This window comes from Nocardia sp. NPDC058705, assembly GCF_042749305.1.
Taxonomy (GTDB): Bacteria; Actinomycetota; Actinomycetes; order Mycobacteriales; family Mycobacteriaceae; genus Nocardia.
In genome coordinates, this window is record NZ_JBHYRN010000004.1 from 73,421 (window position 1) to 97,798 (window position 24,378).

26 protein-coding genes and 1 tRNA gene are annotated in these 24,378 nt (G+C 66.0%); 14 read left to right on the forward strand and 13 right to left on the reverse strand.

Annotated features, from left to right (window positions below; all coding sequences use genetic code 11):
- Window position 1 precedes the first annotated feature (1 nt).
- The 8 genes from ACFW6D_RS07750 to ACFW6D_RS07785 all read left to right on the forward strand — a co-directional run bounded on the left by ACFW6D_RS07750 (window position 2) and on the right by ACFW6D_RS07785 (window position 8,715).
- Window positions 2-2,602, forward strand: a complete 2,601-nt coding sequence (locus tag ACFW6D_RS07750) for an ATP-binding cassette domain-containing protein (RefSeq protein ID WP_379325856.1) — start codon at window positions 2-4, stop codon at window positions 2,600-2,602.
- A 227-nt stretch (window positions 2,603-2,829) separates the two neighbouring features.
- Entirely contained in the window at window positions 2,830-3,909 is a 1,080-nt protein-coding gene (locus ACFW6D_RS07755; RefSeq protein WP_379325858.1) for a hypothetical protein, read from the forward strand.
- 40 nt (window positions 3,910-3,949) lie between these two features.
- Window positions 3,950-4,678 (forward strand): lytic transglycosylase domain-containing protein, encoded by a 729-nt coding sequence (locus ACFW6D_RS07760; protein WP_379325860.1) that lies wholly within the window; start codon window positions 3,950-3,952, stop codon window positions 4,676-4,678.
- 116 nt (window positions 4,679-4,794) lie between these two features.
- Window positions 4,795-6,081, forward strand: coding sequence for a phosphopyruvate hydratase (eno, locus tag ACFW6D_RS07765; protein ID WP_379231657.1), 1,287 nt, complete (start codon window positions 4,795-4,797; stop codon window positions 6,079-6,081).
- 23 nt (window positions 6,082-6,104) lie between these two features.
- Window positions 6,105-6,668 (forward strand): septum formation initiator family protein, encoded by a 564-nt coding sequence (locus tag ACFW6D_RS07770; protein ID WP_379325862.1) that lies wholly within the window; start codon window positions 6,105-6,107, stop codon window positions 6,666-6,668.
- The gene (locus tag ACFW6D_RS07775) at window positions 6,665-7,180 is read left to right on the forward strand and encodes a DUF501 domain-containing protein (RefSeq protein ID WP_379325864.1); all 516 of its coding nucleotides are present in this window, start codon (window positions 6,665-6,667) and stop codon (window positions 7,178-7,180) included. Before ACFW6D_RS07770 ends, ACFW6D_RS07775 begins: the two co-directional genes overlap by 4 nt.
- A gap of 83 nt (window positions 7,181-7,263) precedes the next feature.
- The gene (locus ACFW6D_RS07780; RefSeq protein ID WP_379326289.1) at window positions 7,264-8,220 is read left to right on the forward strand and encodes an exopolyphosphatase; all 957 of its coding nucleotides are present in this window, start codon (window positions 7,264-7,266) and stop codon (window positions 8,218-8,220) included.
- 33 nt (window positions 8,221-8,253) lie between these two features.
- Entirely contained in the window at window positions 8,254-8,715 is a 462-nt protein-coding gene (locus ACFW6D_RS07785) for a PaaI family thioesterase (protein WP_379325865.1), read from the forward strand.
- 45 nt (window positions 8,716-8,760) lie between these two features.
- Here ACFW6D_RS07785 and ACFW6D_RS07790 read toward each other — a convergent pair whose 3' ends face one another.
- The gene (locus ACFW6D_RS07790) at window positions 8,761-9,027 is read right to left on the reverse strand and encodes a YdeI/OmpD-associated family protein (protein ID WP_379325867.1); all 267 of its coding nucleotides are present in this window, start codon (window positions 9,025-9,027) and stop codon (window positions 8,761-8,763) included.
- Entirely contained in the window at window positions 9,020-9,565 is a 546-nt protein-coding gene (locus tag ACFW6D_RS07795) for a carboxymuconolactone decarboxylase family protein (RefSeq protein ID WP_379325869.1), read from the reverse strand. Before ACFW6D_RS07795 ends, ACFW6D_RS07790 begins: the two co-directional genes overlap by 8 nt.
- 138 nt (window positions 9,566-9,703) lie before the next feature.
- On the opposite strand from ACFW6D_RS07795, the gene ACFW6D_RS07800 reads away from it, so the two are divergent.
- Window positions 9,704-10,834, forward strand: a complete 1,131-nt coding sequence (locus ACFW6D_RS07800) for a hypothetical protein (protein WP_379325871.1) — start codon at window positions 9,704-9,706, stop codon at window positions 10,832-10,834.
- A 44-nt stretch (window positions 10,835-10,878) separates the two neighbouring features.
- On the forward strand, window positions 10,879-11,493 hold the full coding sequence (locus tag ACFW6D_RS07805) for a YdeI family protein (protein WP_379325873.1): 615 nt from the start codon (window positions 10,879-10,881) through the stop codon (window positions 11,491-11,493).
- Window positions 11,494-11,529: 36 nt separating this feature from the next.
- On the opposite strand, the gene ACFW6D_RS07810 is transcribed toward ACFW6D_RS07805, so the two are convergent.
- Genes ACFW6D_RS07810 through ACFW6D_RS07820 form a run of 3 tightly spaced genes read right to left on the reverse strand, consistent with a single transcriptional unit; the run spans window position 11,530 to window position 13,760 of the window.
- Entirely contained in the window at window positions 11,530-11,901 is a 372-nt protein-coding gene (locus ACFW6D_RS07810) for a hypothetical protein (protein ID WP_379325875.1), read from the reverse strand.
- The gene (locus ACFW6D_RS07815) at window positions 11,898-12,356 is read right to left on the reverse strand and encodes a hypothetical protein (RefSeq protein WP_379325877.1); all 459 of its coding nucleotides are present in this window, start codon (window positions 12,354-12,356) and stop codon (window positions 11,898-11,900) included. Before ACFW6D_RS07815 ends, ACFW6D_RS07810 begins: the two co-directional genes overlap by 4 nt.
- Before the next feature lie 57 nt (window positions 12,357-12,413).
- A complete protein-coding gene (locus ACFW6D_RS07820; protein WP_379325879.1) occupies window positions 12,414-13,760 on the reverse strand; it encodes a lipase family protein in 1,347 nt (448 codons plus the stop codon).
- 241 nt (window positions 13,761-14,001) lie between these two features.
- Here ACFW6D_RS07820 and ACFW6D_RS07825 point away from each other — a divergent pair, with 241 nt between their 5' ends.
- Together ACFW6D_RS07825 and ACFW6D_RS07830 are read left to right on the forward strand one after the other, a co-directional pair.
- Window positions 14,002-15,603 (forward strand): DUF6301 family protein, encoded by a 1,602-nt coding sequence (locus tag ACFW6D_RS07825; protein WP_379325881.1) that lies wholly within the window; start codon window positions 14,002-14,004, stop codon window positions 15,601-15,603.
- Window positions 15,604-15,717: 114 nt separating this feature from the next.
- Complete coding sequence (locus ACFW6D_RS07830) at window positions 15,718-17,226, forward strand: hypothetical protein (protein WP_379325883.1); 1,509 nt, start codon at window positions 15,718-15,720, stop codon at window positions 17,224-17,226.
- Window positions 17,227-17,239: 13 nt separating this feature from the next.
- On the opposite strand, the gene ACFW6D_RS07835 is transcribed toward ACFW6D_RS07830, so the two are convergent.
- From ACFW6D_RS07835 to ACFW6D_RS07855, 5 genes are all read right to left on the reverse strand, one after another.
- Entirely contained in the window at window positions 17,240-17,368 is a 129-nt protein-coding gene (locus tag ACFW6D_RS07835) for a hypothetical protein (protein ID WP_379325885.1), read from the reverse strand.
- Window positions 17,369-17,936: 568 nt separating this feature from the next.
- Window positions 17,937-18,446, reverse strand: a complete 510-nt coding sequence (locus ACFW6D_RS07840) for a DUF6998 domain-containing protein (RefSeq protein WP_379325887.1) — start codon at window positions 18,444-18,446, stop codon at window positions 17,937-17,939.
- 153 nt (window positions 18,447-18,599) lie between these two features.
- Window positions 18,600-18,673 (reverse strand) — tRNA-Leu (locus tag ACFW6D_RS07845).
- Between the two features lie 116 nt (window positions 18,674-18,789).
- The gene (locus tag ACFW6D_RS07850; RefSeq protein ID WP_379325889.1) at window positions 18,790-20,301 is read right to left on the reverse strand and encodes an APC family permease; all 1,512 of its coding nucleotides are present in this window, start codon (window positions 20,299-20,301) and stop codon (window positions 18,790-18,792) included.
- Between the two features lie 54 nt (window positions 20,302-20,355).
- Entirely contained in the window at window positions 20,356-21,843 is a 1,488-nt protein-coding gene (locus ACFW6D_RS07855; RefSeq protein ID WP_379325891.1) for a peptide MFS transporter, read from the reverse strand.
- Window positions 21,844-22,006: 163 nt separating this feature from the next.
- On the opposite strand from ACFW6D_RS07855, the gene ACFW6D_RS07860 reads away from it, so the two are divergent.
- The gene (locus ACFW6D_RS07860) at window positions 22,007-22,453 is read left to right on the forward strand and encodes an SRPBCC family protein (RefSeq protein ID WP_379325893.1); all 447 of its coding nucleotides are present in this window, start codon (window positions 22,007-22,009) and stop codon (window positions 22,451-22,453) included.
- Window positions 22,454-22,600: 147 nt separating this feature from the next.
- The gene (locus tag ACFW6D_RS07865; protein ID WP_379325895.1) at window positions 22,601-23,434 is read left to right on the forward strand and encodes an MHYT domain-containing protein; all 834 of its coding nucleotides are present in this window, start codon (window positions 22,601-22,603) and stop codon (window positions 23,432-23,434) included.
- Window positions 23,435-23,471: 37 nt separating this feature from the next.
- Here the strand turns inward: ACFW6D_RS07865 and ACFW6D_RS07870 are convergent, their stop codons facing one another.
- The 3 genes from ACFW6D_RS07870 to ACFW6D_RS07880 all read right to left on the reverse strand — a co-directional run bounded on the left by ACFW6D_RS07870 (window position 23,472) and on the right by ACFW6D_RS07880 (window position 24,305).
- Complete coding sequence (locus tag ACFW6D_RS07870; protein WP_379325897.1) at window positions 23,472-23,684, reverse strand: hypothetical protein; 213 nt, start codon at window positions 23,682-23,684, stop codon at window positions 23,472-23,474.
- Window positions 23,685-23,719: 35 nt separating this feature from the next.
- A complete protein-coding gene (locus ACFW6D_RS07875) occupies window positions 23,720-23,875 on the reverse strand; it encodes a DUF6131 family protein (RefSeq protein ID WP_379231626.1) in 156 nt (51 codons plus the stop codon).
- 169 nt (window positions 23,876-24,044) lie between these two features.
- Entirely contained in the window at window positions 24,045-24,305 is a 261-nt protein-coding gene (locus ACFW6D_RS07880) for a hypothetical protein (RefSeq protein ID WP_379325899.1), read from the reverse strand.
- Between the last annotated feature and the right edge of the window lie 73 nt (window positions 24,306-24,378).

Consider the following 24,378-nt stretch of genomic DNA (forward strand, 5'->3'; position numbering starts at 1 on the left):
CGTGTCCAGGTGGGCGGCGGCGTGGTGGTACTCGGTGGCGGGTGGGGTGGGGGTTGTTGTGTTGCTTGCGGTGGTGGGGCCGCTGCTGGCGCCCTATCCTGCGGACGCGGCGGTGGGGATGCCGTTTGCGGGGCCGGGTGGGGGAGCGGTGCTCGGGACCGATCGGTTGGGGCGGGATGTGCTCAGTCATCTGCTCACCGGGGGTACTCAGCTGTTGGTGGTCGCTGCGGTGATCGCGGTGGCGGTGACGGTGTTGTCGGCCGTTCTCGGCGCTGTCGCGGCTGTGCGCCCGCGTGCTGGTAGGGCCATCGAACTCTGTGGTGATCTGGTCATCTTGCTGCCCGCGGTGCTCGGCATTCTGCTCGTGCTCACCGCGTGGCCACAGGGTGGTGTCACCGCGCTGATCGCGGTGTCACTGGTCTTCGGCGTTCCTTACTGCGCCAGAATCTTCGCTGCCTCCGCCACGACCATCGCCACCTCCGGCTACGTCGAGGCCGCCATCGCCAGCGGAGAATCCCTGCCCCACCTGATCTTCCGCGAAATCCTGCCCAATCTGCGCGCCGTCTTCACGACCCAACTCGGCCTCCGCTTCGTAGTCGCCATCTACCTCGTCAGCACCATCGCTTTCCTCGGCGTCTCCGCTCTGGGGCCCGACAACTGGGCGATCATGGTCCGTGACAACGCCTCCGGACTCCTGCTGAATCCTTGGGCGGTCCTCGCGCCGAGCGCTGCCATCGCGATCGTCGCGGTCGGGGTGAACCTGGTGGTGACCAGGGGCCCCAAGAACCGGTCGGCCCCGAAAGCGTCGTCCAACACTGCCGACGCGACCGTTGCGGTTGCAGAGGCAGACGACGGAAGCACGCGTCGCGCTGAGAGCGCCGGAGGTGGACGAGTCAGCGCTGGCAGGGAGGTTGCGAGGGCGGTTCGTGGCGTCGATGGTGCGGGGGAGCTGCGGAGCGCGGTAGGTGACGTGGGGGCTGTTCGTGGTGTCGATGGTGCGGGGGAGCTGCGGAGCGCGGTTGGCGACGTGGGGGCTGTTCGTGGTGTCGAAAGGGCGGGTGCTGGGTGGCGAGGTGGGACACCGGTCGCGGAATCGGGCGACGCGGCGGTCGTGGACGGACTGACCGTTGCAGCGGACAGTGGGGCCGTGTTGCTGGCGCCGTTGTCGTTTCGGTTGAAAGTCGGCACGGTCACGGCGCTGACCGGGGCGTCGGGCGCGGGAAAGTCGACGGCTATGCGTGCGCTGCTGGGGCATCTGCCTGCCGGTGCTCGTGGGGAGGGCGCCGTCCTGGTCGAAGGGCGTGCGGTGTTCGCGCTCGACGCCGGTGCGCTGCGCAAGTTCCGTCGTGAATACATCGCCTACGTCGGCCAGGATCCCGGCTCCGAACTCAACCCGCTGCTCCGTGTCCGGGCGGTGCTGGCCGAAGCGGCCCCGCACAGCTCCGACGCCGACCGCCTCGCGGTCATCGAACAAGTAGGACTCGACCCCATCCACCTACGCCGCCGTTGCGCCCGCCTCTCCGGCGGCCAGCAACGCCGAGTAGCCCTGGCTCGAGCCATCCTCCGCCGCCCCCGACTCCTCGTCCTCGACGAACCCCTGGCCGGCCTTCACGGCAGCCTCCGCACCGAGATCGCGCAGCTGATCTCCACTCTCGCCACCGAGAACTCCGTCACCGTCCTGCTCTCCGGCCACGACACCGAAGCGATCAACGCCATCGCCGACACCGTGATCGAAGTTCGCCCGCCCAGCGAGCGTCCGGTGAATACCGACGCCGCAGGGCGCAATGGCAACTCGGGAGGTCGGCCGCTGAACTCCACTCCCGCCACGGCGGTGTCTCCGATCAGCGATCCGGCGGATGCCCGCGAGACAACTGCCGTGCAGGCCACCGGAATCAACGCTGACGCAGGGGGGCATCGGGTGCTCGATGGCATCGGCTTTCGCCTGCCTGCAGGTGCGGCCCTCGCTGTGGTGGGACCTTCCGGGGCGGGGAAGACCACGCTCGCGCGGGTGATCGCCGGTCTGCATGGTGATGCTGTCGGGTCACTGGAGGTAAGTGGGGTGCCGGTGCCGGTGGGGCAGAAGCGGCGAATAAAGGTTGGCGCCAACGGTATTCAACTCGTCACCCAGAACCCTCGCGCGGCGTTGAATCCTCAGCGCACCGTCGAGCAGACCCTGGCTCGCCCTCTGCGTCGCATCGCGCGAGTGCCCAAGCAGGAAATTCCCACCCGCATCGCTGGCCTGCTCACCGCCGTCGACCTCCCCGCCGATCTCGCCGACCGCCACCCCCACCAACTCTCCGGTGGTCAACGTCAGCGAGTGGCCCTGGCCCGCGCCCTCGCCGCCGACCCGGCTGTCCTGATCTGCGACGAGATCACCACCGCCCTCGACGCCGAGACCGCCGCCGCCATCATGTCGCTGCTCGACCGTGTCCGCGCCGACCGGGGCACCGCCGTCATCCTGATCAGTCACGACATGACGTTGGTCCGCGGCCACTGCACCGACCTACTGGTTCTCGACCACGGCCGAGTTGTGGAATCGGGCGCCCCCGCAACAGTTTTCGCTGCACCCTCCCACCAGGCCACCGCCGACCTCCTCGGCTGACCCGAGCGGGCTTCCCCTCGGTTCTCTCTGTGTAGCTGCGATCTTCGGGAACTCGGCGGTGGCGGGCTCGCGACTCGTACAGCGAGCGGGCCCGCTCCGTCGGTCAGTCGTGCTCAGCCCGAGGGTTCCGATCGCGGCGGCCCGATCGCCGGCACCCTGTAACGGCCGAAGCTTCATCTTCGACTAAATCGGGTTGTCCTCCAAGCGATTTCAGGAGACGTACCCCGATGATGTACCCGCCTCAGCACAGCGAGCCGATGCAGGAGCCCGCCGCGCAACCCCCGATCAGCTCCGCGCGCAGACGGTGGGTGCTGTGGCTCGTGCTCGCGGTCGTCATCGTTGTCGGCGCGGCGGCCGGGGTCGCCGGGTACGTGCTCACCCGCCCTGTACCACCGGCAATGGCGGTGGGGGACTGCGTATCCGATGCCGGTATACCGGTCGAGCACGACTGCGCCGACGAGCGCGCGACCTACCGGATCGTCGCCAAGGAGTCGGCCCAGTGGCCGTTCGGGCTCGTCTGCATGAAGTACGCCAACGCCACCCGCGCCGTCCACGAGCCGCCGCCGGAGCCCGATGCGGCCCTGTGCTTGGCGCCGACCCGCGCCAACAACACCGACCCCGGTGCCTTGATCGCCGGTGACTGTGTCGACGTGAAGAAGGAGTCGCTGAAGCGGATCGCCTGCGACGCATCGAGCCCCACCACCCTCGAGGTGATCGCCATCGAAATCCACGCGCGAGTCCCCGTCACCGAGCAAGCTTGCAAAGCCCACGCCGCGACCCGTGACGCCACTGCCCTGGTCTCACTCGGTGGTCGCGCGATCGTCGTGTGCGCCCGACCCACCGCGAATTCGACCTCGGTATCGGGCGCCGAGGTCGGTGACTGTGCCGCCCAGGCGACGATGACCCTGGCCCCCTGCGACCAACCGGGCGTGCGCCACCGGGTTCTGTCGGTGCGAACCCAGCACGTCGACCCGCCGATGCTGCAATGCCCCGACGACGGCAATGTCACCGCGGTATTCGTCAGCAGCGGCGCGACCACCGATCTGCGCGTGGTGGTCTGCCTCGGCCCGTCGAACCTGGACCACCTGGGCTACGGCAAACCCGGTGACTGCGTGATCGGGTTCGGCGCCGAGAACGGTCCGCCGCCGACGCTCGTCGACTGCGCCGATCCGGCCGCCAACGCGACGGTGGCCGAAGTGCTCCGGGGTCCGGGCGCGGAATGTCCACGGCCACCGGGGGCTTCGGGCTCCCTCACCATGAAGCAAGGCGCAGGTTCAGGGTTGGCGGTTTGCTACGTCCCACTCTGAGAAGTGCCTGTGAGATGTGCACAAATGGCTCTGGATCTGGATGATTGAGCAGGTGACAGTGCAAAAAGTCGGCGTGCTCGCCGCAGTCGCGATCAGCGCCCTACTCGCGGGGTGCAGTTCGCTCGCGTCGATCCCCGACGACATGCCGCCGGGACCGGGCGTAGCACTGCCAGTTATCGATGTCGACGCACCGGGTCGCGCGTCCGAGCAGCTACGAGGCTGGGCCGACGAGCAGTCCGGCGCGGTCGGCATCGAACCGATCGCACTCGAGGCCTACGGCTACGCCGCGGCCGTGCTCGCGAAGTCCAAGCCCGAATGCGGGATCGCCTGGACCACCATCGCGGGCATCGCCAGTGTGGAGAGTGGGCACGGCACCCATCGCGGCGCGGGCATCGATGCCGACGGCGTGGTGCGCCCGGCGATCATCGGCGTAGCGCTCGACGGCACCAAGAACAATGCCGACATCCGCGATACCGACGGCGGCGCCCTCGACGGCGACACCACCTACGACCGGGCCGTCGGACCGCTGCAGTTCATCCCCGAAACCTGGAAACGCTGGGGCGTCGACGCCAACGGCGACGGCGTGGCCGACCCGCAGAACATCGACGACGCCGCCCTCACCGCCGCCCGCTACCTGTGCACCCGCGGCGGCGACCTGACCTCGGCAGACGGCTGGCAGCGGGCCCTGTTCGCCTACAACCAGTCGAACAAATACATGCATGTGGTGCGCGATCGGGCCGCGATATACAGCATCGGCCGCCGCGTGTAGTTGCGCACGCACCCGGAGTGCCGGTTACTCCACACTCGGCCGAGACGATAGGCTCGCCAGTGCACGGCCCTTTCCCGTGATACCTACCGTGCCTTCCGTCGTAAGGAGCAGTTTTCGTGGCCATTATCGAACAGGTCGGAGCTCGCGAGATTCTGGATTCGCGCGGCAATCCCACTGTCGAGGTCGAGATCGCCCTCGACGACGGCACCCTGACCAGGGCAGACGTGCCGTCCGGCGCGTCCACCGGCGAGCACGAGGCCGTCGAGCTGCGTGACGGCGGCGACCGCTACGGCGGCAAGGGCGTCACCAAGGCCGTCGAGGGTGTCCTCGACGAGATCGCGCCCGCCATCATCGGCCTCGACGCCGTCGAGCAGCGCACCGTCGACCAGGTCCTGCTGGACCTGGACGGCACCCCCGACAAGTCCCGCCTCGGCGCGAACGCCCTGCTGGGTGTGTCGCTGGCCGTGGCCCGCGGTGCCGCCGAGTCCTCGGGTCTCGAGCTGTTCCGCTACCTGGGCGGCCCGAACGCCCACGTGCTCCCGGTGCCGATGATGAACATCCTCAACGGTGGCGCGCACGCCGACACCGGTGTGGACGTGCAGGAATTCATGATCGCCCCGATCGGCGCGCCCACCTTCCGCGAGGCACTGCGCTGGGGCACCGAGGTGTACCACACGCTCAAGGCCGTGCTGAAGGAAAAGGGTCTGGCCACCGGGCTCGGTGACGAGGGCGGCTTCGCCCCCGACGTCGCGGGCACCATCGAGGCCCTCGACCTGATCAGCATCGCCATCGAGCGCGCGGGCTACAAGCTCGGCACCGATATCGCGCTGGCTCTCGACGTGGCCGCCACCGAATTCCACACCGAGGGTGAGGGTTACAAGTTCGAGGGCAAGATCCGCACCGCCGAGGAAATGGGCGCGTTCTACGCGGACCTGCTCACCAAGTACCCGCTGGTCTCCATCGAGGACCCGCTCTCGGAAGACGACTGGGACGGCTGGGTCGCCCTCACCGACTTGATCGGTGACAAGGTGCAGCTGGTCGGCGACGACCTGTTCGTCACCAACCCCGAGCGCCTCGAAGAGGGCATCGCCAAGGGTGCGGCCAACGCGCTGCTGGTGAAGGTCAACCAGATCGGCACGCTCACCGAGACCCTCGACGCTGTCGAGCTGGCGCACCGCAACGGCTACAAGACCATGATGTCGCACCGTTCGGGCGAGACCGAGGACACCACCATCGCCGACCTCGCGGTCGCCGTCGGTTCGGGCCAGATCAAGACCGGTGCCCCCGCGCGTTCCGAGCGGGTCGCCAAGTACAACCAGCTGCTGCGCATCGAGGACGCCCTCGGTGATTCGGCACGCTATGCGGGTGACGTGGCCTTCCCGCGTTTCACCGGCGAATTCTGAAAGCAGTACAGGGGCGGTAGCGAATGACCGAGCGACGTGCGCGTGGGACCAGTCCGGGTGGACGAGGTAACAGGCGCACGTCGCGCACCCGCCCCAAGCTGGACGCGCCCGGTCGTCCCACCACGGCCAAACGCCCTACGCGCCGTCATCCGGAAGCCGCGAAGCGCAAGTCCAGCGGCAAGCTCGAACGCGGCGAACACACCATCCTCGGTCTCTCGACCGGAAAAGCGGTGATCCTGGCGGCCGTGCTGTGTGGCCTCGCACTGACCTTGGCCGTGCCGACGCGCACGTATTTCAGTCAGCGCGCCGAAGCCGTGGCACTGGCCAAAGAGCGGACCGAACTCGAAGCCGACCTGGCCGGTTTGCGCGATCGTCGTGCGCAACAACAGGATCCGGCCTACATCCGCTCCGAAGCGCGCGACCGCCTACGCCTGGTGATGCCCGGCGAAACCCCCTACATCGTGCAGATTCCCGGCATCGAAGCACCAGCACCGCCGCCGATGAGCACCCGAACCGCGGCGCCCGACCCCTGGTACACCGACCTGTGGCGCAGCATCTCCGAACCAGCCCCGGAAGGACCACGGTGACGACACCGAACGCCGACGACCTCGAGATCATCGCGAAGCAGTTGGGCCGCGAACCTCGCGGGGTGCTCGAAGTCGCCTACCGCACCCCCGACGGCCTGCCCGCCGTGGTCAAAACCGCACCCCGCCTGCCCGACGGCACCCCGTTTCCCACGCTCTACTATCTGACCGACCCGCGTTTGACCGCTGAGGCGAGCAGGCAGGAGTCGGCCGGGGTGATGCGTGAGATGACCGAACGCCTCGCCACCGATCCCGAGCTGGCCGCCGCGTACCGTCGTGCGCACGAGAGCTATCTGGCCGAGCGCAACGAAATCGAGTCGCTCGGAACCGATTTCACCGGTGGTGGTATGCCCGACCGGGTCAAATGCCTGCATGTGCTGATCGCGCACTCCCTCGCCAAGGGTCCCGGCCTGAACCCGCTCGGTGACGAGTCGGTCGCCCTGGCCGCCGCTGCGGGCTTCCGCGGCACCGCAATCCCCGCCGACTGGCCCGCGGCCCCTGGCGAACAGGCATAATCGCGGGAGTGCCCGGCACAGATCGCTGGAGTGCCCCGGCACAGATCGCGGGAGTGCCCGGCGCACGAAACCTGGAGGACACCATGAGTGAGCGCATCGCCGCAGTCGACTGCGGTACCAACTCGATCCGCCTGCTGATCGCCGAAGTCGGCGCCGACGGTGGGCTCACCGATGTGCACCGGGAGATGCGGATCGTGCGCCTCGGCCAGGGGGTCGATGCCACCGGTCGGCTCGCGCCGGAAGCACTCGACCGCACCCGCCGCGCCCTCGGCGATTACGTGAGCATCATGTCCGAGCACAAGGTTTCGCGCGTGCGCATGGTCGCCACCTCGGCCACGCGGGACGCGGAGAACCGCGACGAGTTCTTCGAGATGACCCGTTCGCTGCTCGGCCTCGTGGTGGCCGGCGCGGTCGCGGAAGTGATCTCGGGCGACGAGGAGGCGCGGCTCTCGTTCGCCGGCGCCGTCGGCGAATTGTCCGCCGACGCAGGACCTTTCGTCGTGGTCGACCTGGGTGGCGGCTCCACCGAACTCGTAGTCGGTGACGAAAATGGCGTCCAGGCAGCCTATTCCGCCGACATCGGCTGCGTCCGCATCACCGAACGCTGCCTCCCCGGCAACCCACCGACCCCCGAACAGGTCGCTGCCGCAAGGGAATTCGCCCAGCAGAGGCTCGACGAAGCCTTCCAGAAGGTCCCCGTCGACAAGGTGCACACCTGGGTCGGCGTAGCAGGCACGATGACCACCATCACCGCCGTTGCTCTCGACCTGCCCGAATACGATTCCGCCCGTGTACATCTCACCCGTTTGAGCCTGGCCGAAGTCCACCAGGTCTGCGACCGCCTCGTCGCCATGAACCACGACGAACGCGCGGCCCTCGGCCCCATGCACCCCGGCCGCGTCGACGTAATCGGCGGCGGCGCAGTCATCACCGAGGTCCTCGCCGACGAACTGGCCCGCCGCGCAGGGGTTTCCGAACTCGTCGTCAGCGAACACGACATCCTCGACGGCATCGCCATGTCGATCGTCAACGCCGCCTGACCACCAACGGAGCCTGACGGCGAGGGGTCGAAGTTGAGCGCAGACGACGTGCCTGCCAGATCCGGCCCATTCTGGGATGCGGTGCACGGCCACGCCCCCATGCCACCCGCCGCATCAACCCTCGGCTTCGAATTCGTCAGCTACGACGACACCACCGCCACCATCGAAGTCGCCTTCACCGCAACCGAGGCTTTCACCAACCCCGCAGGCAATGTCCTCGGCGCCTTCCTGGCCGCCATGCTCTACGACACCGTCGGCCCCGCCCTGATCGCCGGCCTCGACCCAGATCAGTTCCAGTCGACTCTCGAAATGAACACCAGCTTCCTCCACCCGGTGAAACCCGGCCGCATCCTCGGCACCGGCCACGTCCGCCACCGCACCGATGACCTCGCCCACCTCGAAGCCACCCTCACCAACTCGGCCGGTGAAACCATCGCCACAGCCACCGCCACCGCGAAGATCATCCCGATCAGCGAAGCGCCGAACGCGGTCTGACCAGGCGGCGACCACAGTGGCCGCTCGGCGGTTCCCGGCACGCTGCTATTCGCCGGTGCGCGCTCGATGTTTGCATCCGGGCCAGCAGCAGGGACGCCGCTGACCTTCCTCCAACTCCTCCTGCGTGCGCCGAATACGCCGTTCACGAGTGGCGTCCTGTTTCGCGTCCTCGACCCAGCAGATGAATTCGTTGCGGGCCAGCGGGGTGATGTCCTGCCAGGATGTCAGCGCCGCGGAATTGGCGAGCAGCGCGTCGCGCAGGTCCGTGGGCAACTTGTGCACCACGCCACCGGCCACCTGTCGGCTACTCATGAGTCGGTTCCGGCATCGCGCACGCCAAACCGTCGGCCATCCCCGTCGGCTGCACCCCCAGCCCCTGATTGAGCCGCGCCCGCTGGTTCTCCCACGCGATAGCCGCGGCCAACTCGGCCACCTGCGCCTTCGAAAAATGCGTGAGCAGCGTTTCGCGCAATTCGTCGATATCGACAGCCGGCGTCACCGTCATCGCCTCGGCGAACGCGATCACCAACTTCTCCAACTCGGAATAGGCGTCGCTGGTCCTGTACCGGTGCAGTTCGGTGAGCTGCCGCTCGCTCAACCCGGCCGTATGCGCCAGCGCCGAAGCAATATCGAGACAGAACTGACAAGCCACCAACCCCGCCGTCTTCAACTCGGCCAACTCTTTGAGCCGAGGATCCAGCTTGTTACTGAACAACAACGCCGTCTCATAAGTCACGGTCGCCGCCGCAATCTGCGGCCGCCGCCCCAACCACCCCACCAAATCCCCACGATGGCGCCGAGCCTGCCCGAGAACCTTGACGTAAGCCCGAATCCGCTTGACCACCCGCATCGATAACACCTCTTCGTGTCGACGGTTCGCCTGCAGTCGAACCTACGCCGCAACGCCGCCGAACCACAGCGTGATCCGCATCGCTCTTCCGATCGACAGGCGCATCGGCCGATCTCGCGGGCGGGCAGACTGTCGTTCATGGTTGGTCTGCCTCCGCTGGCTCGAGTCCTGGCTTCCACGATGGCCCTCGTGGCTGTCGCGTCGTGCGCGCAGCGTGAGTATCCGGGAAGCCAGTCGGAGAAGCTGAGTGCTGATGTGGTGGGGGCTGTTTCGGTTGGACCGCTCGGCTGGGATGACGTCGGCAGGAAGGACCGGACGCGGGTCTATCTCTTCGATGCCAAGGGCGAAGTCGTCTCGCGATTGGACGGTGCCGCGATCGCCAACAACCGACTTCTCGTCTCCCCGCAGCGCGTGGTCACCGCTGCGGGAAACACTGTGACAGCGCTCGACCACACCGGCCGATTCACGGCTCCGATCGATCCGGAAACCATCGTGAAGGCCGCTGCCAATAATCCTGACACGGGTGCGGCGACCATCTGGTTCCACAGAGCGCTCGAGACCCGATACGCGTCGATCGGCCCCGACCGCACCTCGCGAACCGGGCTCGTGCCCGGCACCGTCGGGATCGTCGGGTATTGCGGTGACAAGCACTTCGCTGTGGTCGGTGACTCTTCGACACGGACTCGCCAGCGACTCTACGAAATTCCATTCGATGGCGACCCTGTGGTTGTCGGTGAATGGCACCACGACCCGGAGTTCCAGCCGATATCTTGGGCAACCTGTACCGGGCGTGGGCAACTGCTCGCCCTGTACGCGTCCGAGGGGACTACCGCCACTGACAAGGGCGGCCCGAATCCGACGCTGGTCAGCATCGACACCACCGACGGTTCACGGACCGAAACCTGGCTGGACATGCTCGACGACACCTGGCGCACGGGTTCGGGAACGCTCACCGTCGTAGGCGACCGGCTGTACTGGATCACCCACGAAAACGACGTGTTATCCGTTGCGTTGCATGGATCGTCCACGGTACGCAAAGAATGGAGCTTGCCCGACCTCGGCGACGAAACATCGGTGTCGGTCGAAGGCACCACTGTCTCCGCTATCACCCATCGAGAAGTCCCGACGTTCACCCAATACGACCTGCGCACCGGGCGCATAACACGAGAGCCGGTGGCCCTGCCGTGGCTCGCATCGCTTCAGGGCGTGGTATCCGACAGTGGCGGCACCATTTACACCATCGACGCGTCCGCCGGCATGGTCGGATGACTTCGTAGCTCGCCCTTCACCTCAACGTCGCGTCAGGAGAACAGATGCCCACTTCGGAGTCACCCGTCTCCACACACCCACCGACCTGGAAATTCGACTACCCGATCTTCCACGCCGAGACGCGGACCCAGTGGCGAACCTGGCTCACGCACAACCACGCGTCGGTCCGCGGAGTGTGGCTGTGCTCCTGGCGCAACACCACAGGCCGACCACGCTGCCCGTACCCCGAGGCCGTCGAGGAGGCCATCTGCTTCGGCTGGATCGACTCCACCACCACCATCCTCGACGAAGAACGCGGCTTGCAGCTGTTCACACCGCGTCGACCCAAAAGCGCCTGGACCCGGCTCAACCGCGAACGCGCGGCCGAGATGGAGAAGCGTGGCCAGATGACCGACGCTGGTCGCCACGCCATCGCCGCGGCGAAAGCCAATGGCTGGTGGACGATTTCCGACCAGGTCGAAGATCTCATAGAACCACCTGACTTGACCGCGGCGCTGGACCGAGACCCGCGAGCTCGAAGCAACTGGGACGGTTTCGCACCCAGCGTCCGCAAGCAGATGCTGTGGTGGATCGTCAGCGCCGCACGAGACGCGACACGGTCAGGTCGAATCGCGGAGATCGTCACCAAAGCCGCCGACGGCCAACGCGCCCGTGGTTGACGATCTCAGCGCGGGTGCGGCACCGCGCATCACGGATCATCGGAGGCGTCGGCCGCCGCCCTTGTCTGTCACGCCGGGATGGCCTGTAGCAGCTGTGGTGATCCAGAGGGTGCGCTGATCATCATCGATGGCGTACCAAATCCGGCCGCCGCCGGTGACCTCGTACTGCCATTGGTCGAGTTCTGTCTCGCCGAACTTGACGGCCTTCAGGTTGGCTTTCAGTTGGTGCTGGCGATGTGGGTTCGCCATGCTACGCGGGTCAGCCGTGATGTCCGTCCAGGCACGGTCCAGCGCATCAATGACGCTGCGCTGCAACTCGATCCACCCGCGCGCGGCTTGCGTGTTCTGCGCGATGACCCGCCACGGTTTCGGTCGTGGCAATTCGTCACCGCGCTTGACCCCGCTCACTCCGCCGCCTTGGGTCGACCGATCTCCCCATGGTTCGTGCGCTCGAACGGTCCGCTGAGATCGCGGACGATCGCCGGATCGGTGTAGATCTGCGCGGTGTGCTTCCATGCGATCAGGTTTCGCTGGAATGGCAGATAGAAGCCGGTATCGGCGCCGGCGACGAGGTCGTCCAGCAGTTCGCGAACGGCTTCGGCACGGTGTTCTGAAGGCAACCATGTGAGCCAGGGGAGTTCCTCGGCGAACACTTCTTCCGCCATCTGCCGGTTCGCCTTGGCTACCAGCGCGAGAGACCTCGCGGCGATCCGCAGCGCGCCGTCCATCGCCTGGTAGCGCTCATCACGCATGAGCACAACGTTCTCGGCGTCCCGCCGTTCAAGCGTGACATCGGACTCGGCCAACAATGGAAAGACCGACGTTTGTTTACGGATGAGCTCGCTGAACGGTAGAGACTTCATCGCCCCAGACTACTCCTAGTGCTGAACTAATTCAGCACAGCAGTATGGCAGGTCGCGTCAGTGGCAGCTGTTCGGTGCGGGTTCCCCGCGGAGGCGGGCGTCGATCCACGCCATCGAGCCCGGCCATCCGCCGAACAAGCCGATGATGTGTTCGCCGAAAAGGGGCTGGTGGAACACGGTGACGCCCAGTTCACACTGCTTGCGCTGGAGGGCGAGGCCCTGTTCTATCGGCACGCCGAAGTCCAGCGACCCGTGATAGATGTACATCGGCGCGACGGCTTTGCGTGTGGTGAGGTCGACGTGTTCGAAATAGCTCTCGATGAAGTCGGACCGCAGCGGGTCGGCCACGTTGAGGCCCACATCGATCGGCAGTCCGAGGACACCGAGAGGGCCGTTGCTGTCGCCGCAGGTGTCCTTGATCGGCGAGATGGCCACCCATTGCGCGAGGTTGTTCAGATGGGCGAGCATCTGCGGATGCTCGCGGGCGATCGCCAGGCCGGCGGCCATCAGAATGCCGGACGCGACATTGCCGTTGAACTTCTCGGCGATAGCGCGATAGTCGGTGATCAGCCCGCCCATCGACATTCCGGCGACGACCGGCGCCAACTCCGGCGCGTACTCACCCAGCAGCATCGCGGCGCCGTAGGACGCGATGGCCCCGCCCGAATACCCGCTCACCGCGAAGCGGCTCTCGCCGAACTCCACGGGCAGCTGATGCCGCACCGCGCGGACGGCGTCGAGGACGGCGTGCCCGGCGACGATCGGTTCGCCGTACGCCATCCGTGGCCCTTCGTGGTCGGGGACCAGCACCGCGTACCCGCGCTGCACCGCCCACGCCGTGGTGGGCGGAATCAGGTCGCCCATCGAGAACTTCTGATGCAAGCCGTGCGCCAGGGCATAGGAGGGGGTGCAGGTCCGGCCGAGGGAGTTGATCGGCAGCGCGTTGACCACGACCGGACGGCTGCCGGCGCCAGTCCATTCGGCGGCGGGCACGATCAGGGTGGCGGTGCCGAAGGACGGCTTGCCGTAGGAGTCCGAGCTGCGGAACTTCAACAGCAACGCCCGCCGGATGGGGACGACGACCAACGGTGCCGCAGTCGCGGTGACATCACGCCATTCGACGATCTCCCCAGGGGCGCGCCCGGCCAGATCCTCGGGCCACCTGTCGAAGATCGGGTCGCCTGTCGGTGAGGCCGACACCGCATTCCACAACGCGGACAGTTCGGGGGAGAGGACGCGTTCCGGAGGTGAGGCGGCAGGTGGGAGGCCCGGCGCGGGCACCACGTCATCGATCCACTGTTGTGCCGGCGACGGCCCCGGCTCGTCGGCCCACGCGTAAGTCTGTCCGCTCAGCAAGGCGCCGACCACGGCGATCACGCCGACGACAAGTCGGATGTTGGGCATTTCGCAACGCTCCTTCGAACCCCCGGATGCGACTACCCACCACCCTGCCCTTGTCTCACCGTACGAAGCTGTTCGTTGAACGAATTCGGTGTCAGCTCACCATCAACGACGGGATTTCCCGTTGTCGAGGTTGACATCCACCTCAACGGCCGGCGTGGCGCCGAGGCCACCGCGATCCAGCACTTTCGCGCTGCTTTCGGGCCGTGTCGAAGCTGTCGGTACAGCGGGTTAGTGTGTCGCGGTGAGCGTGGATATACCTGGGGCGATGCGAGTCGCGACGGCGGCGGCGGCATTCGATTGGACCTGGTCGGCCGGTGACATCGCGCGGTTCGCCGCGTCGCTGGGGTGGGGTGAGCCAGGGTTCGATGATGAGGATCCGTCGGTGATCATGATGGTCACAGACTTGGCCCACGGGGACAACGTGGCGATGTTCGGTATCGACGATGACGGCGAGATCAGTCTGGGGGCGGTCTTTCTCGCGGAGCTGCCCTCGCGGCGCACCAAGGCGGCGTTGGCTGAGGTAGTCGCGCATATGGTGCGTTCGTGGGGTCCGCCGACGAGTCCAGCGCAGGCGGACGGCAGTGGGGCGGCATGGGTGCTGCCGCGTGTCGTGGTCAAGGTGTCCGGCGGCAAGACTGTCGAGCTGACGGTACAGAACCCCGCGCGCTGGCAGGCCCCGCAGCCCGAACAGGACCAGTACAGCGTGGAGGAATTGGCGACAGCTGGTTCGGGGTTCCTGGAGTATCTGCTCACGGTCATCGGTGCGAATCTGGGCGACCGGCTCGAGGCGGAGAACGAGCGGTCGAAGCTTCGCAAGGTTTTCGGTCGACGATCCCGGCGCGGCACGTGGTCGCGGCGCGACATCGACGAGATCCTCCGAACCTTTCCCACGCCCCCGAAGCCAATGGGCGAGGGCAGCCTGATGGCCAGCCATGATGACAAGGTCGGCTTGATTGCAGCCAAAACCTATGACGATCAACAACAGTACGGATACGGCGAGTTCTGTGAGGTCCGGCTGTTCGAGTTCGTACCACCCGCGGCAGCCGACATTGTGTACGCGCGAGCGCTGCGGATCTGTATCGAGCGGCTCGGCGACCCACACCTGGTCGGCGGACCGAACGCGTTCGCGATGTGGCGTTTCGACCACGACACCATCAAGTTGACGCGCACGCAGAACTCCGATTCCCGACTACAAGTGTCGCGGAAACCATCGGAACCGTCCGAATGGGAACAGAGCGCGAATCCCTACTGGGATCCCGACATGGAGCCACAGGATATTTGGCGCGCGGTTTCCGATCTCCAATACTCCGGTGAGGCGCTGGAGGGCATCTTGTTCGATCCGGGCGACAAGGCCAAGAATTGGGGCGAGCTCTACACGATGCTGTGCGCCGCTTTCGGTTCGCTGGCCGCGGACGTCCCGCTCTTACACACCTACACCTCCGATATCACGTGGAGCATCATCGAAGCGGGTAAGCCAGGATTCCTGGCGCGCGGGCAGTTTTCCGCCGACGGCTGCTCTGTGGAAACGATGATCCGCGGACAGGCCCAGCAGCACGGTTTCGCGCCGGGGCGCCTCAGCGGAATCGAAGTGGCCGAACTGGTCATGGACGCAGTCGAGGCGGCGAACCTGCGCACGCCGGACAACCTGCGCTACACCGCCGCAACGACGCAGCCGCCACGTGAGATCTGGGACGTCAATTTTGGTGTGCCAGAGGATTTCGACGACTCCGAGTTGTCGCCGACCCAGGCCTATTTCAAGTCCGAGACCACCTACGAGATGATCGACGGCGAGTTGATCGAGATCTCACACACCGACTACGACCCGCCCAGGCGCGCCAGATGACCCGATGCCTGAGGATCACGCGGTCGGCCCCCGCAGCTCCATTCTGCCTCGTTCAGGGAATTCAACAGTGATCATGTAGATTTCGATCTTCGCATCAGTTATTTGGAGTGTGGCATGGGGATTGGTGGCGGGCGGATGGGCCAGCGGGGAACGGCACAGGATGCGCAGGAGATGTGGCCGAGTGTGGCCGCGGAGTCGTGGCAGTGGTTCGCCGAGGAGCTGACGTGGCTGCTCTTCACGATGCCGTCCTCCGCCTGGATCGCCTTGGACGGCACCGGTATCCGGTATGCCCGCTTCGGCTGGGATGGCGACGGTTTTCGATGCGAACTGGTCAGCGGCCCGCGTCAGTTTTCTCCCCAGGGCTGCGACTTCCTCCGGGCGAACGGCTGGACGCCCCCATCGGCCGATCACCCCGAGACCTGGGTTCAGTCCCTGTCGTGGCCGATCCGATACGACGTGTACAACGGCCTGGTGAACACTGTGGCGGCCGTGCTGCGCAGCGAATTCGGGTTGGGGCTCGCCGTCGAAACCGCCGCCGTGGGCTGGGACGACGACGCTGACGAAGCGCTCGACACCGGCGGACTGGCGGGCTTGCTCAGTCGCGAGGATCTGAACGAGCAAGGCCCGCGGCCGGTCAGCGAATTTCTCCAGGCGCGCCGTGCGGAAATCGCCGCCAAGGTCACGTTCGCGAGGCAGGCGCACGAAGCGCGGATGGACGCGGCCCTGCGCTTCTGCGCCCACCACGGGTACACGGTTCTGACCGGCGGTGACAAAACCTGGCCGGTGCGCGACCGGACCGCCGACATCATCGCTCTCGCCGAACCCGATGTGCTGGTGGTGATCGATGTCTATCTCGACATCGAGTCGATGGCGGACTATTCGTCGTTGCAGGTGGATGCCGGCGAAATGGGACACGACCAACTGTTCGCCATGGTCGAGGCTGATCCCGATCTCGCCGCACGACGGCCCGACGTGCGAGAAGGTGTGGCGTCGGGCCGAATTCAGGTTCAGTACGTGCGCATGATCATCGACGAAGACTGGGACTGCCAGGTCGCGTCGTATCCGCCCGCCTCCGCCGTCCGTGGTTCGCAGACGGCAGAAGGGCCGTGGTATCCGCTGCTGAAGCCCGCCGACTGGGAACATCGCCACCGGATCACCCATTGGGCCACCACGGCGGGCACCGTTCCCATCATTGTGCTCGCCGTCGACACCGACTCCGGCTACCAGGTAGAGGGTTTCGGCGACGACGTCGACAGCAACGCTCTGCTGGCTGAAGCGATGGCGAATCTCGCTGCCCTGGAATACGACTGGGAGGTGTCAGAGCTCGACGGTCTCCCGCTCGCCACGTCCTCCGGTAATGACTTCTCTGCGGAGAAGGTGCTCGACCCGAAGCACATGCTCCGCGCGCACCACGCTTTGCGCACGGACAAACTCTTGGTCGCCGTCCCTCGGCGAACCTGCCTGATGGCAGTTCCTTACGACCTCGAGCCGCAGCAGATCATGCTTTTCGAGCATCTTGTCCGGGTGACCTATGAGGACGATTCCTACGGCAACGCCCCCATTACGAGCGGCGTCTACATCGTCGAAAACGGTCGGGCGGCGAGTTTCTTGGCGGACCTGTGAGGCCGCTTCTCGGTCACCACAGCAATCGCCGCAGGGGCGCGGGCACACGCTTTTTGAGTTCGTCGAGGCTTCCCCAGCCTTCGTAGACGAGGTTGGGCGCGTAGAGAAACAATTCCACCGCGACGTCGATCGGCTTCGTCATATTCGTCAATGGCGATCCATGCGTCAGCCCAGTCGAATCCGTCGTAGTCGCGATCCTCTTCGGTCAGCACGTGAGCGCTGTGAAGCTCCGGGTCATGGGCGTCGCGCGGTCCCTCGGCGTCGCGTGGCCCCGCGACCCTGGCGCGTTCCAGCCATCTCGTCCGTCCTGCGCGGCTGCCGCGGCGATCCGTTGGTTGTCCGCAGCAGTCAAACATTCATCGATGCTCCCCAGCAACAGCGGCCATAGTCCGGTGCGCTCGTATACCCCACGAACCCGCTGCCACAAATCGGTGGCCGGATACCCGGGCTCGACCGCGCACGTCCACACCGTGCCGCCAGTGACGGTCCTGCTCGCTGGTGTCAGCGGCGGCAACTCGACCCCGAGCGAGGCGAACAACGCAGTCGGATCGTCGTCCCCAACTTCCACGTCAACGGACGCGGCCGACACCGGATCCGGTCGAAATTCAGCTGCCCCGAGCACCGTGACCATGGCCCGATCCAAGCGCACCGCACCGACTTACGACCGAGCATCATCCACGCCCACCCAGCCGGAAGTACGAAGCGTATGGCTAGCTCCCACCCGTCAACCGGCGTGGGAAGCTGATTCGGCGGTAGGCATCCCGGAGGTCCACATGGGTGACCAGTTCGCCGGTCAGGAGCTTCTGCGTGATGCGTGGGATGATTCCGTTGACGTGGCTGCTGTGCGTGAAAGCAGCTTCCACATTCTCACGGGTCATCGAAAATGCCTCGACCAATTCGTAGTTCGCATCAAAAATGATCACGAGCACGGTGTCGTAGTCGGTGTCGCGGATGGCGCTCAGCGCGGTGCGCTTGCTGCCGGGCGTACGTCGCATTCCTTTGACCTGGATCCGCTCACCTGCCGCTGTACGAATGTCCCAGCCCTTCTGGCTGAAAGACCCTCGCTCACCGCCGAAGTGCTCGTGTGCGATTGCCTCGGCGAGGTCTCCCACGGGGTTGTTGCTGGTCCGGAGCAGGCCGCGCGCTTGGAGTTCCGTCATGCTGTCAGCCCAGAGTCTGAGCAGTTCAGGAGCAGTCAGCGCGGCGAGGTCCGTGTCCATGTGCGGCATTTTGCCAGCGGGCTCCGGTACTACTCCGTCGAAAGCTGGAACTCGGGAGCGAGTGCGGATCGACCAACCGCGTGTGCGCCAGGATAGCGACTTCGGATTTGCGCGGTGACCTGCACCGCGACCCATCTACCTGCGACGAATGAGTGCCCCCACAGGGACTCGAACCCTGACTGTGCGGATTTTAAGTCCGCTGCCTCTGCCAATTGGGCTATAGGGGCGTCCCGGACAGCGTAGCGAATCGTACGGGTGTACCGGAATCGTGTTGGCCTACAAGGTCGGCCCGGCGTGTCGGAACAGACCACGCCGGGACCGATCATGTCATCGAAGGGGCTGGTCAGTCTTGCTTCGCGGCGGATTTGCCGAGGATGGAGTGGCGGCGGCCGTAGGCGAAGTAGACGACGAAGCCCAGTGCCATCCAGAGCAGGAAGCGCAGCCAGGTTTCCACCGAGAGGTTCACCATCAGCCACAGGCAGGCCGCGACGGCCAGGATGGGGATGAGGGGGACCAGGGGGACGCGGAAGCCGCGGGGCAGGTCGGGACGGGTGCGGCGCAGGATGATCACGCCGATCGAGACCAGGACGAAGGCGAACAGGGTACCGATGTTCACCATTTCTTCCAGGGTGCCGAAGTCGACGAAACCGGCCAGCACCATGCAGACCACGCCGACGATGACGGTCAGCCGCACCGGGGTGCCGCGCTTGCCGGTGTGGGACAACCAGCGCGGCAGCAAGCCGTCGCGGGCCATCGCGAACCCCACCCGGGTCTGGCCGAGGAACAGCACCATCACCACGGTGGTCAGACCGGCCAGCGCGCCGATGGAGATGACGTTCTTGGCCCAGTCCACGCCGTGGATCTCGAATGCCGTTGCCAGCGTGGCATTCTCGCCCGCCAGTTCGGTGTAGGGGACCATGCCGGTGAGCACCAGCGTCACCGCCACGTAGAGCACGGTGACGATCAGCAGCGAGCCGAGGATGCCGCGCGGGACGGCCTTCTGCGGGTTCTTGGTCTCCTCGGCGGCGGTGGCGACCACGTCGAAACCGATGAACGCGAAGAACACCAGGCTGGCCGCGGCGAGTAGGCCGTACCAGCCGAAGTTGCTGTCACCGGCGCCGGTGACGAAAGAGAACAGCGACTGGTGCAGGCCGCTGTCACCGCCGTCGCTGGCCTCCGACGGCGGGATGTAGGGGCTCAGGTTCGAGGCCTTGAAGTAGGTGATGCCGAGCACGAGCACCAGGGCGATGACGGCCAGCTTGATCGCGACCGCTACCGCCGACACTCGCGAGGACATCTTGGTCCCGAGCGCGAGCAGCACGGTGAGCACGGCGAGCAACAGCACCGCACCCCAGTCGAACGTGACCGAGCCCAATTGGGCTGTGGCCGAATCGAATCCGAATACCGTGCCCAGATACTGTGACCACCCCTTCGCGACCACCGACGCGGCAAGGGTGAATTCCAGGATGAGGTCCCAGCCGATGATCCACGCCACCAATTCACCGAAGGTGGCATAGGAATAGGTGTAGGCACTACCGGCCACCGGCACGGTCGAGGCGAATTCCGCATAACAGACCGCGGTGAGACCACACGCGATCGCGGCGAAAACGAAAGCCAGCGACACCGAGGGGCCCGCCACATTGCCCGCGGTGCGCGCGGTGAGGGTGAAAATACCGGCGCCGACGACGACGGCGACACCGAAGATCGTGAGATCCCAGGCGGTCAGATCTTTGCGAAGTTTGGAATCGGGTTCATCGGTATCGAGAATCGACTGTTCCACCGATTTGGTGCGGAACAGCCCGCCCCCTCGGCGGGGCGATCGACCCACCCCTGGAGCGTCCTGCGGTGTCGGCACGGTATTTCTCCTTCTGCTGCGAAAAACGTAATCGGGGGTTACCCGTAAATTGGGTCAGTGCACGCCCTGCATGTGGCGCTTGATCCAGGGCGCGCAGGCGACCACGACGAGGCCCGCCGCGATGGCGGCGCCACCGCTGAACCCGAAGTAGGCGGCTTCGCTGTCGGGGCTGTAGAAGCGGGCCAGCGTGCCCGCCATCGACGTGCCGATACCGACCGAGAAGAAATACAGCGCCATCATCTGCGAACGGAACGCGGCGGGCGCGAGATGGGTGGTCACCGCGAGACCGATCGGCGAGAGCAGCAGTTCCGAGATCGCGAAGCCGCCGAGAATGGCGAAGACCGCGAGCACCGGGACGGTCTTGCCCTCGAAACCGCTCAGCAGCGCGAACAACCAGAACGCCACGCCCATGCCGATCACGCCGAGCGCGAACTTGATCGGCGTACTCGGCGCGCGGTTGCCCAGTTTGGTCCACATCAGCGCGAACAGCGGCGAGAGCGCGATGATCCACACCGGCTCGACCGAACCGATCCAGCTCGCCGGCGCCTCCCAGCCGAAGATGCGCCAGTCGACGCGCTCGTCGGAATACACCGCGAGCATGGTGAACATCTGCTGGAACAGCGACCAGAACACCGCGTTGGCGATGAACAGCGGGATGAACGCGACCACTCGGGTTCGCTCGATCGGCGACACCTTGGCGCTGCGCAGCATCACCGCGAAATAGACGATGGAGGCGACCACGATGACGGCGGTGGTGACGTCGGAGAGGTTCTCCAGGGTGATCAGCTCGAGCGCGACGGCGACGGCTACCACGACGGCGGCGACGGCCACCCCGATCAGCACCGGGGTCAGCTCGCGGCGAGTGATCGGGTTGGGCACCTCGCGTCCGTGGGTGCCCAGATTGCGGCGGAAGATCACGTACTGGGTCAGGCCGAGCGCCATGCCGACGGCCGCGGCGCCGAAGCCGACGTGGAAACCCCATTCGCGCTGCAGCAGACCCGTCAGCAGCGGGCCGCAGAACGCGCCGATGTTGATGCCGAGATAGAACAGCGTGAATCCGCCGTCGACGCGGGCGTCGGTCGGCGAGTACAGCGTGCCGAGCAGCGACGACGCGTTCGCCTTCAACGCGCCACTGCCAAGCGCCACGAGCACCAGACCGACGCCGACCCCGACCATCCCGGGCAACACCGCCAGCGCGATGTGACCGGCCACGACCACGACACCGCCGTAGAAGACGGTCCGCTCCATCCCCAGCACCCGGTCGGCAATCCATCCGCCGAGCACCGTGGACAGGTACACCAGGCCGCCGTAGGCGCCGACGATGCCGAGCGCGGTGCTCTGCGCGATGCCCAGGCCGCCCTCGGTGGTGGAGTAGTACAGGTAGTAGCCGAGGATCGTGAGCATGCCGTAGAAGGAGAAACGCTCCCACAGCTCGACGCCGAACAAGTTCGTCAAACCGATGGGGTGACCGAACAGGGTGCGTTCGGCCGCCGGATCGGCGGGGTCCGGCAGGTAACCGGCCCGTGTTTCTTCCGTGGACATTGCGGAAGTTTCCCACGTCGAAACGGCCGACAGCAATTTTCCCGCATCGTCGCGGGTTCGGCGTGCCGCGGGCGTTGTACGCCGCAAACCTGTCCGGCGGTGCTCGCCCACACGAATTACGCTGGGGTAGTCGGTAATCCCGCGACGGACGAGGTATTCAGACGTGCTCACAGCCGAGGTGACCGTGCCGGTGCCTGCCGAGCGGGCGTTCGCGACGCTGGCCGACGGCTGGCTCTACGCGAGCTGGGTGGTCGGTGCCTCGCACATCGGCGAGGTCGACGCGGACTGGCCCGCCGTCGGCAGCCGCATCCACTACCGATTCGGGCTGTGGCCGGTGCTGATCAGCGACACGACGGTGGTGCGCACGATCGACGCGCCGCACCGGCTGGAGCTGGAGGCGCGGCTGTGGTCGATCGGGTCGGCGTGGATCACCCTCACCGTGGTCGAACAGCCTGCCGGGCACGCCACGATCCGGATGGTCGAGCGGGCCGTCCGCGGGCCCGCGCGGCTCATCCCAGGCCCCGCCCAAGATCTTCTTTTCGCGGCACGCAATCAGGAATCCCTCGACCGATTGGCCGATTTGATTCGTGCTCGTTCGCAAAATGAATGACTCGATTCAAATGCCGACCGGTATGTATTTCGCGATGCTGAGGATTTCGCACCGAAAGAATTCGATCGAATTCACCGACATCGTGTAGAAGTCGCACCTCTGGTTTAGTCTCTGATCCAATCGAAATGTGTAGGTCAGGGGACGCGCGTGCTGCATATCGAGCATTTCAACAATGGCTGGATGAATCCGGTACTGGCCTTCGGGCTGTCGTTCATCGGCTCGGTATTGGGTCTACGGTGCGCGGTGCACGCCAAGTCCTCGTCGACGCCGCTCGGCTGGCTCATCGCCGCGGCCGTCGCGCTGGGCGGTGCGGCGATCTGGGTCATGCACTTCACCGCCATGCTCGGGTTCAGTATCGACCGGATGCCGGTCCGCTACGACGTGCCGTTGACGCTGCTCAGCGCGGTGATCGCGATCGTGGTGGTGCTGATCGGGCTGACCATCGTCACCGGGGGCGGCAACGAGTGGGTGACGCTGCCGTTCGGCGGCGCGATCACCGGACTCGGCGTTGCCGCCATGCACTACCTGGGAATGTGGGCGATGCGCGCGCAGGTCGTCATCGAATACGACCCGGCGTTGGCCGCGCTGTCGCTGGTGATCGCGGTGGTCGCGGCTACCGCGGCACTGTGGTTCATGCTGCACGTGCGCGGGCTGCTGATGACGATCAGTGCCGCGCTGGTGATGGGAATCGCGGTGTGCGGCATGCACTACACGGCGATGGCGGCGATGCGGGTGCACCACGGTGACGCGATGGCCGAGGTCGACGGAGTCACGCCGGTGCAGTTGCTGCTGCCGTTGATCGCGACGGTGTCGCTGGTGATCACCGGTTTGGTGATCGTGGTCGGTTTGGCGGAACTGGAAGGCACAGGGGAGGACTGGTCGGAATCGGCGCTGCTGCGCACGCGGGGCGGCGTGATGACCAGCACGGATCCGGCCACGCTCGCCGACAGCGGAAAGCAGTGGCCGCGACTGCCGAATTGACCGCCGTGGCCGAAGATTTCGGCCACGGCGGTTCGGGTCAGCTGGGCTGCGGCAGTTCGCAGTTGTCGACCTGCGGATTGACGCCCGCGTAGTTGAGCGGGCCCGCGATGATCGTGACCGCGATGGTGCCCAGTGTCGCGCAATTCTGGTCGCGTTCGGTGTAGTAACCACGCTGGCCTGCGGCGAGAATGCCGATCAGCAACCACACCAGAACGACGATCGAAACGATGCGAGGTGTATTGCTCGACATGGTGCTTCCTCTTGTTCTGCGGATTCTACGCATGATCAGTAGTAGTGCCGACGGCCGCCGACCGGGCGCCCTAGGCCACCGATCAATGCCAGCGCCACGCCGACGACGAGCAGGATGACTCCCACCGTATTGAGAAGCGGGATGCCGAAAACGAGTCCGGCTATGAGTAGGACTGCGCCGAGAAGAATCATTAGAGCTCACCTTGTTCGGTGTCGGGACTGTGGATACCGGTGGGCACCCACAATCACCGCTTGCCCGCAATCGGCGAACCGAAACAGGCTGTGGCACAAAAGTCCCCGACCGTGACCGAACCCGGTCCGCCGTGACCTGACGTGTCGGTCGTGGCGGACCGGGGGTGGGTCAGCGGCCGAAGATGGGCAACGCCGCCGAACCGGTCGAGGGTCCGCCCGAGCCGAAGTCGGCGTCGAAGGAGCCGGTGCCGCTGCCGACATCGACCGAGCCCATCGAGCTGCCGGTGGGCGGGCCGAGTTCGACCGAACCGGATCCGAACAGGTCCCAATCGGCGCCGCCGATCGCATTGGCGGTGCCGGAGCCGAGCAGGGTTCCGGCGGCGAGCAGGGCCAAAAGACCGGCCCGAGTGGTGGATTTACGGATGGACATGGGGTGATACCTCCGAGCGCTTCGCTGTGATAGCACTGGAGACGTTAACTGAAATATGCATGCTTCACACCGG

What these genes read in the sequence shown, in the direction of transcription:
- ACFW6D_RS07755 (WP_379325858.1), top strand. Translation starts at nt 2,830, where the DNA reads ATGATGTACCCGCCTCAGCACAGCGAGCCGATGCAGGAGCCCGCCGCG.
- ACFW6D_RS07800 (WP_379325871.1), top strand. Translation starts at nt 9,704, where the DNA reads ATGGTTGGTCTGCCTCCGCTGGCTCGAGTCCTGGCTTCCACGATGGCC.
- ACFW6D_RS07835 (WP_379325885.1), bottom strand. Translation starts at nt 17,368, where the DNA reads ATGACGAAGCCGATCGACGTCGCGGTGGAATTGTTTCTCTACGCGCCC.
- ACFW6D_RS07880 (WP_379325899.1), bottom strand. Translation starts at nt 24,305, where the DNA reads ATGTCCATCCGTAAATCCACCACTCGGGCCGGTCTTTTGGCCCTGCTC.
- ACFW6D_RS07875 (WP_379231626.1), bottom strand. Translation starts at nt 23,875, where the DNA reads ATGATTCTTCTCGGCGCAGTCCTACTCATAGCCGGACTCGTTTTCGGC.
- ACFW6D_RS07790 (WP_379325867.1), bottom strand. Translation starts at nt 9,027, where the DNA reads ATGAGTAGCCGACAGGTGGCCGGTGGCGTGGTGCACAAGTTGCCCACG.
- ACFW6D_RS07830 (WP_379325883.1), top strand. Translation starts at nt 15,718, where the DNA reads ATGGGGATTGGTGGCGGGCGGATGGGCCAGCGGGGAACGGCACAGGAT.
- ACFW6D_RS07780 (WP_379326289.1), top strand. Translation starts at nt 7,264, where the DNA reads ATGAGTGAGCGCATCGCCGCAGTCGACTGCGGTACCAACTCGATCCGC.
- ACFW6D_RS07795 (WP_379325869.1), bottom strand. Translation starts at nt 9,565, where the DNA reads ATGCGGGTGGTCAAGCGGATTCGGGCTTACGTCAAGGTTCTCGGGCAG.
- ACFW6D_RS07760 (WP_379325860.1), top strand. Translation starts at nt 3,950, where the DNA reads ATGATTGAGCAGGTGACAGTGCAAAAAGTCGGCGTGCTCGCCGCAGTC.
- ACFW6D_RS07820 (WP_379325879.1), bottom strand. Translation starts at nt 13,760, where the DNA reads ATGCCCAACATCCGACTTGTCGTCGGCGTGATCGCCGTGGTCGGCGCC.
- ACFW6D_RS07840 (WP_379325887.1), bottom strand. Translation starts at nt 18,446, where the DNA reads ATGGACACGGACCTCGCCGCGCTGACTGCTCCTGAACTGCTCAGACTC.
- ACFW6D_RS07815 (WP_379325877.1), bottom strand. Translation starts at nt 12,356, where the DNA reads ATGAAGTCTCTACCGTTCAGCGAGCTCATCCGTAAACAAACGTCGGTC.
- ACFW6D_RS07870 (WP_379325897.1), bottom strand. Translation starts at nt 23,684, where the DNA reads ATGTCGAGCAATACACCTCGCATCGTTTCGATCGTCGTTCTGGTGTGG.
- ACFW6D_RS07770 (WP_379325862.1), top strand. Translation starts at nt 6,105, where the DNA reads ATGACCGAGCGACGTGCGCGTGGGACCAGTCCGGGTGGACGAGGTAAC.
- ACFW6D_RS07855 (WP_379325891.1), bottom strand. Translation starts at nt 21,843, where the DNA reads ATGTCCACGGAAGAAACACGGGCCGGTTACCTGCCGGACCCCGCCGAT.
- ACFW6D_RS07805 (WP_379325873.1), top strand. Translation starts at nt 10,879, where the DNA reads ATGCCCACTTCGGAGTCACCCGTCTCCACACACCCACCGACCTGGAAA.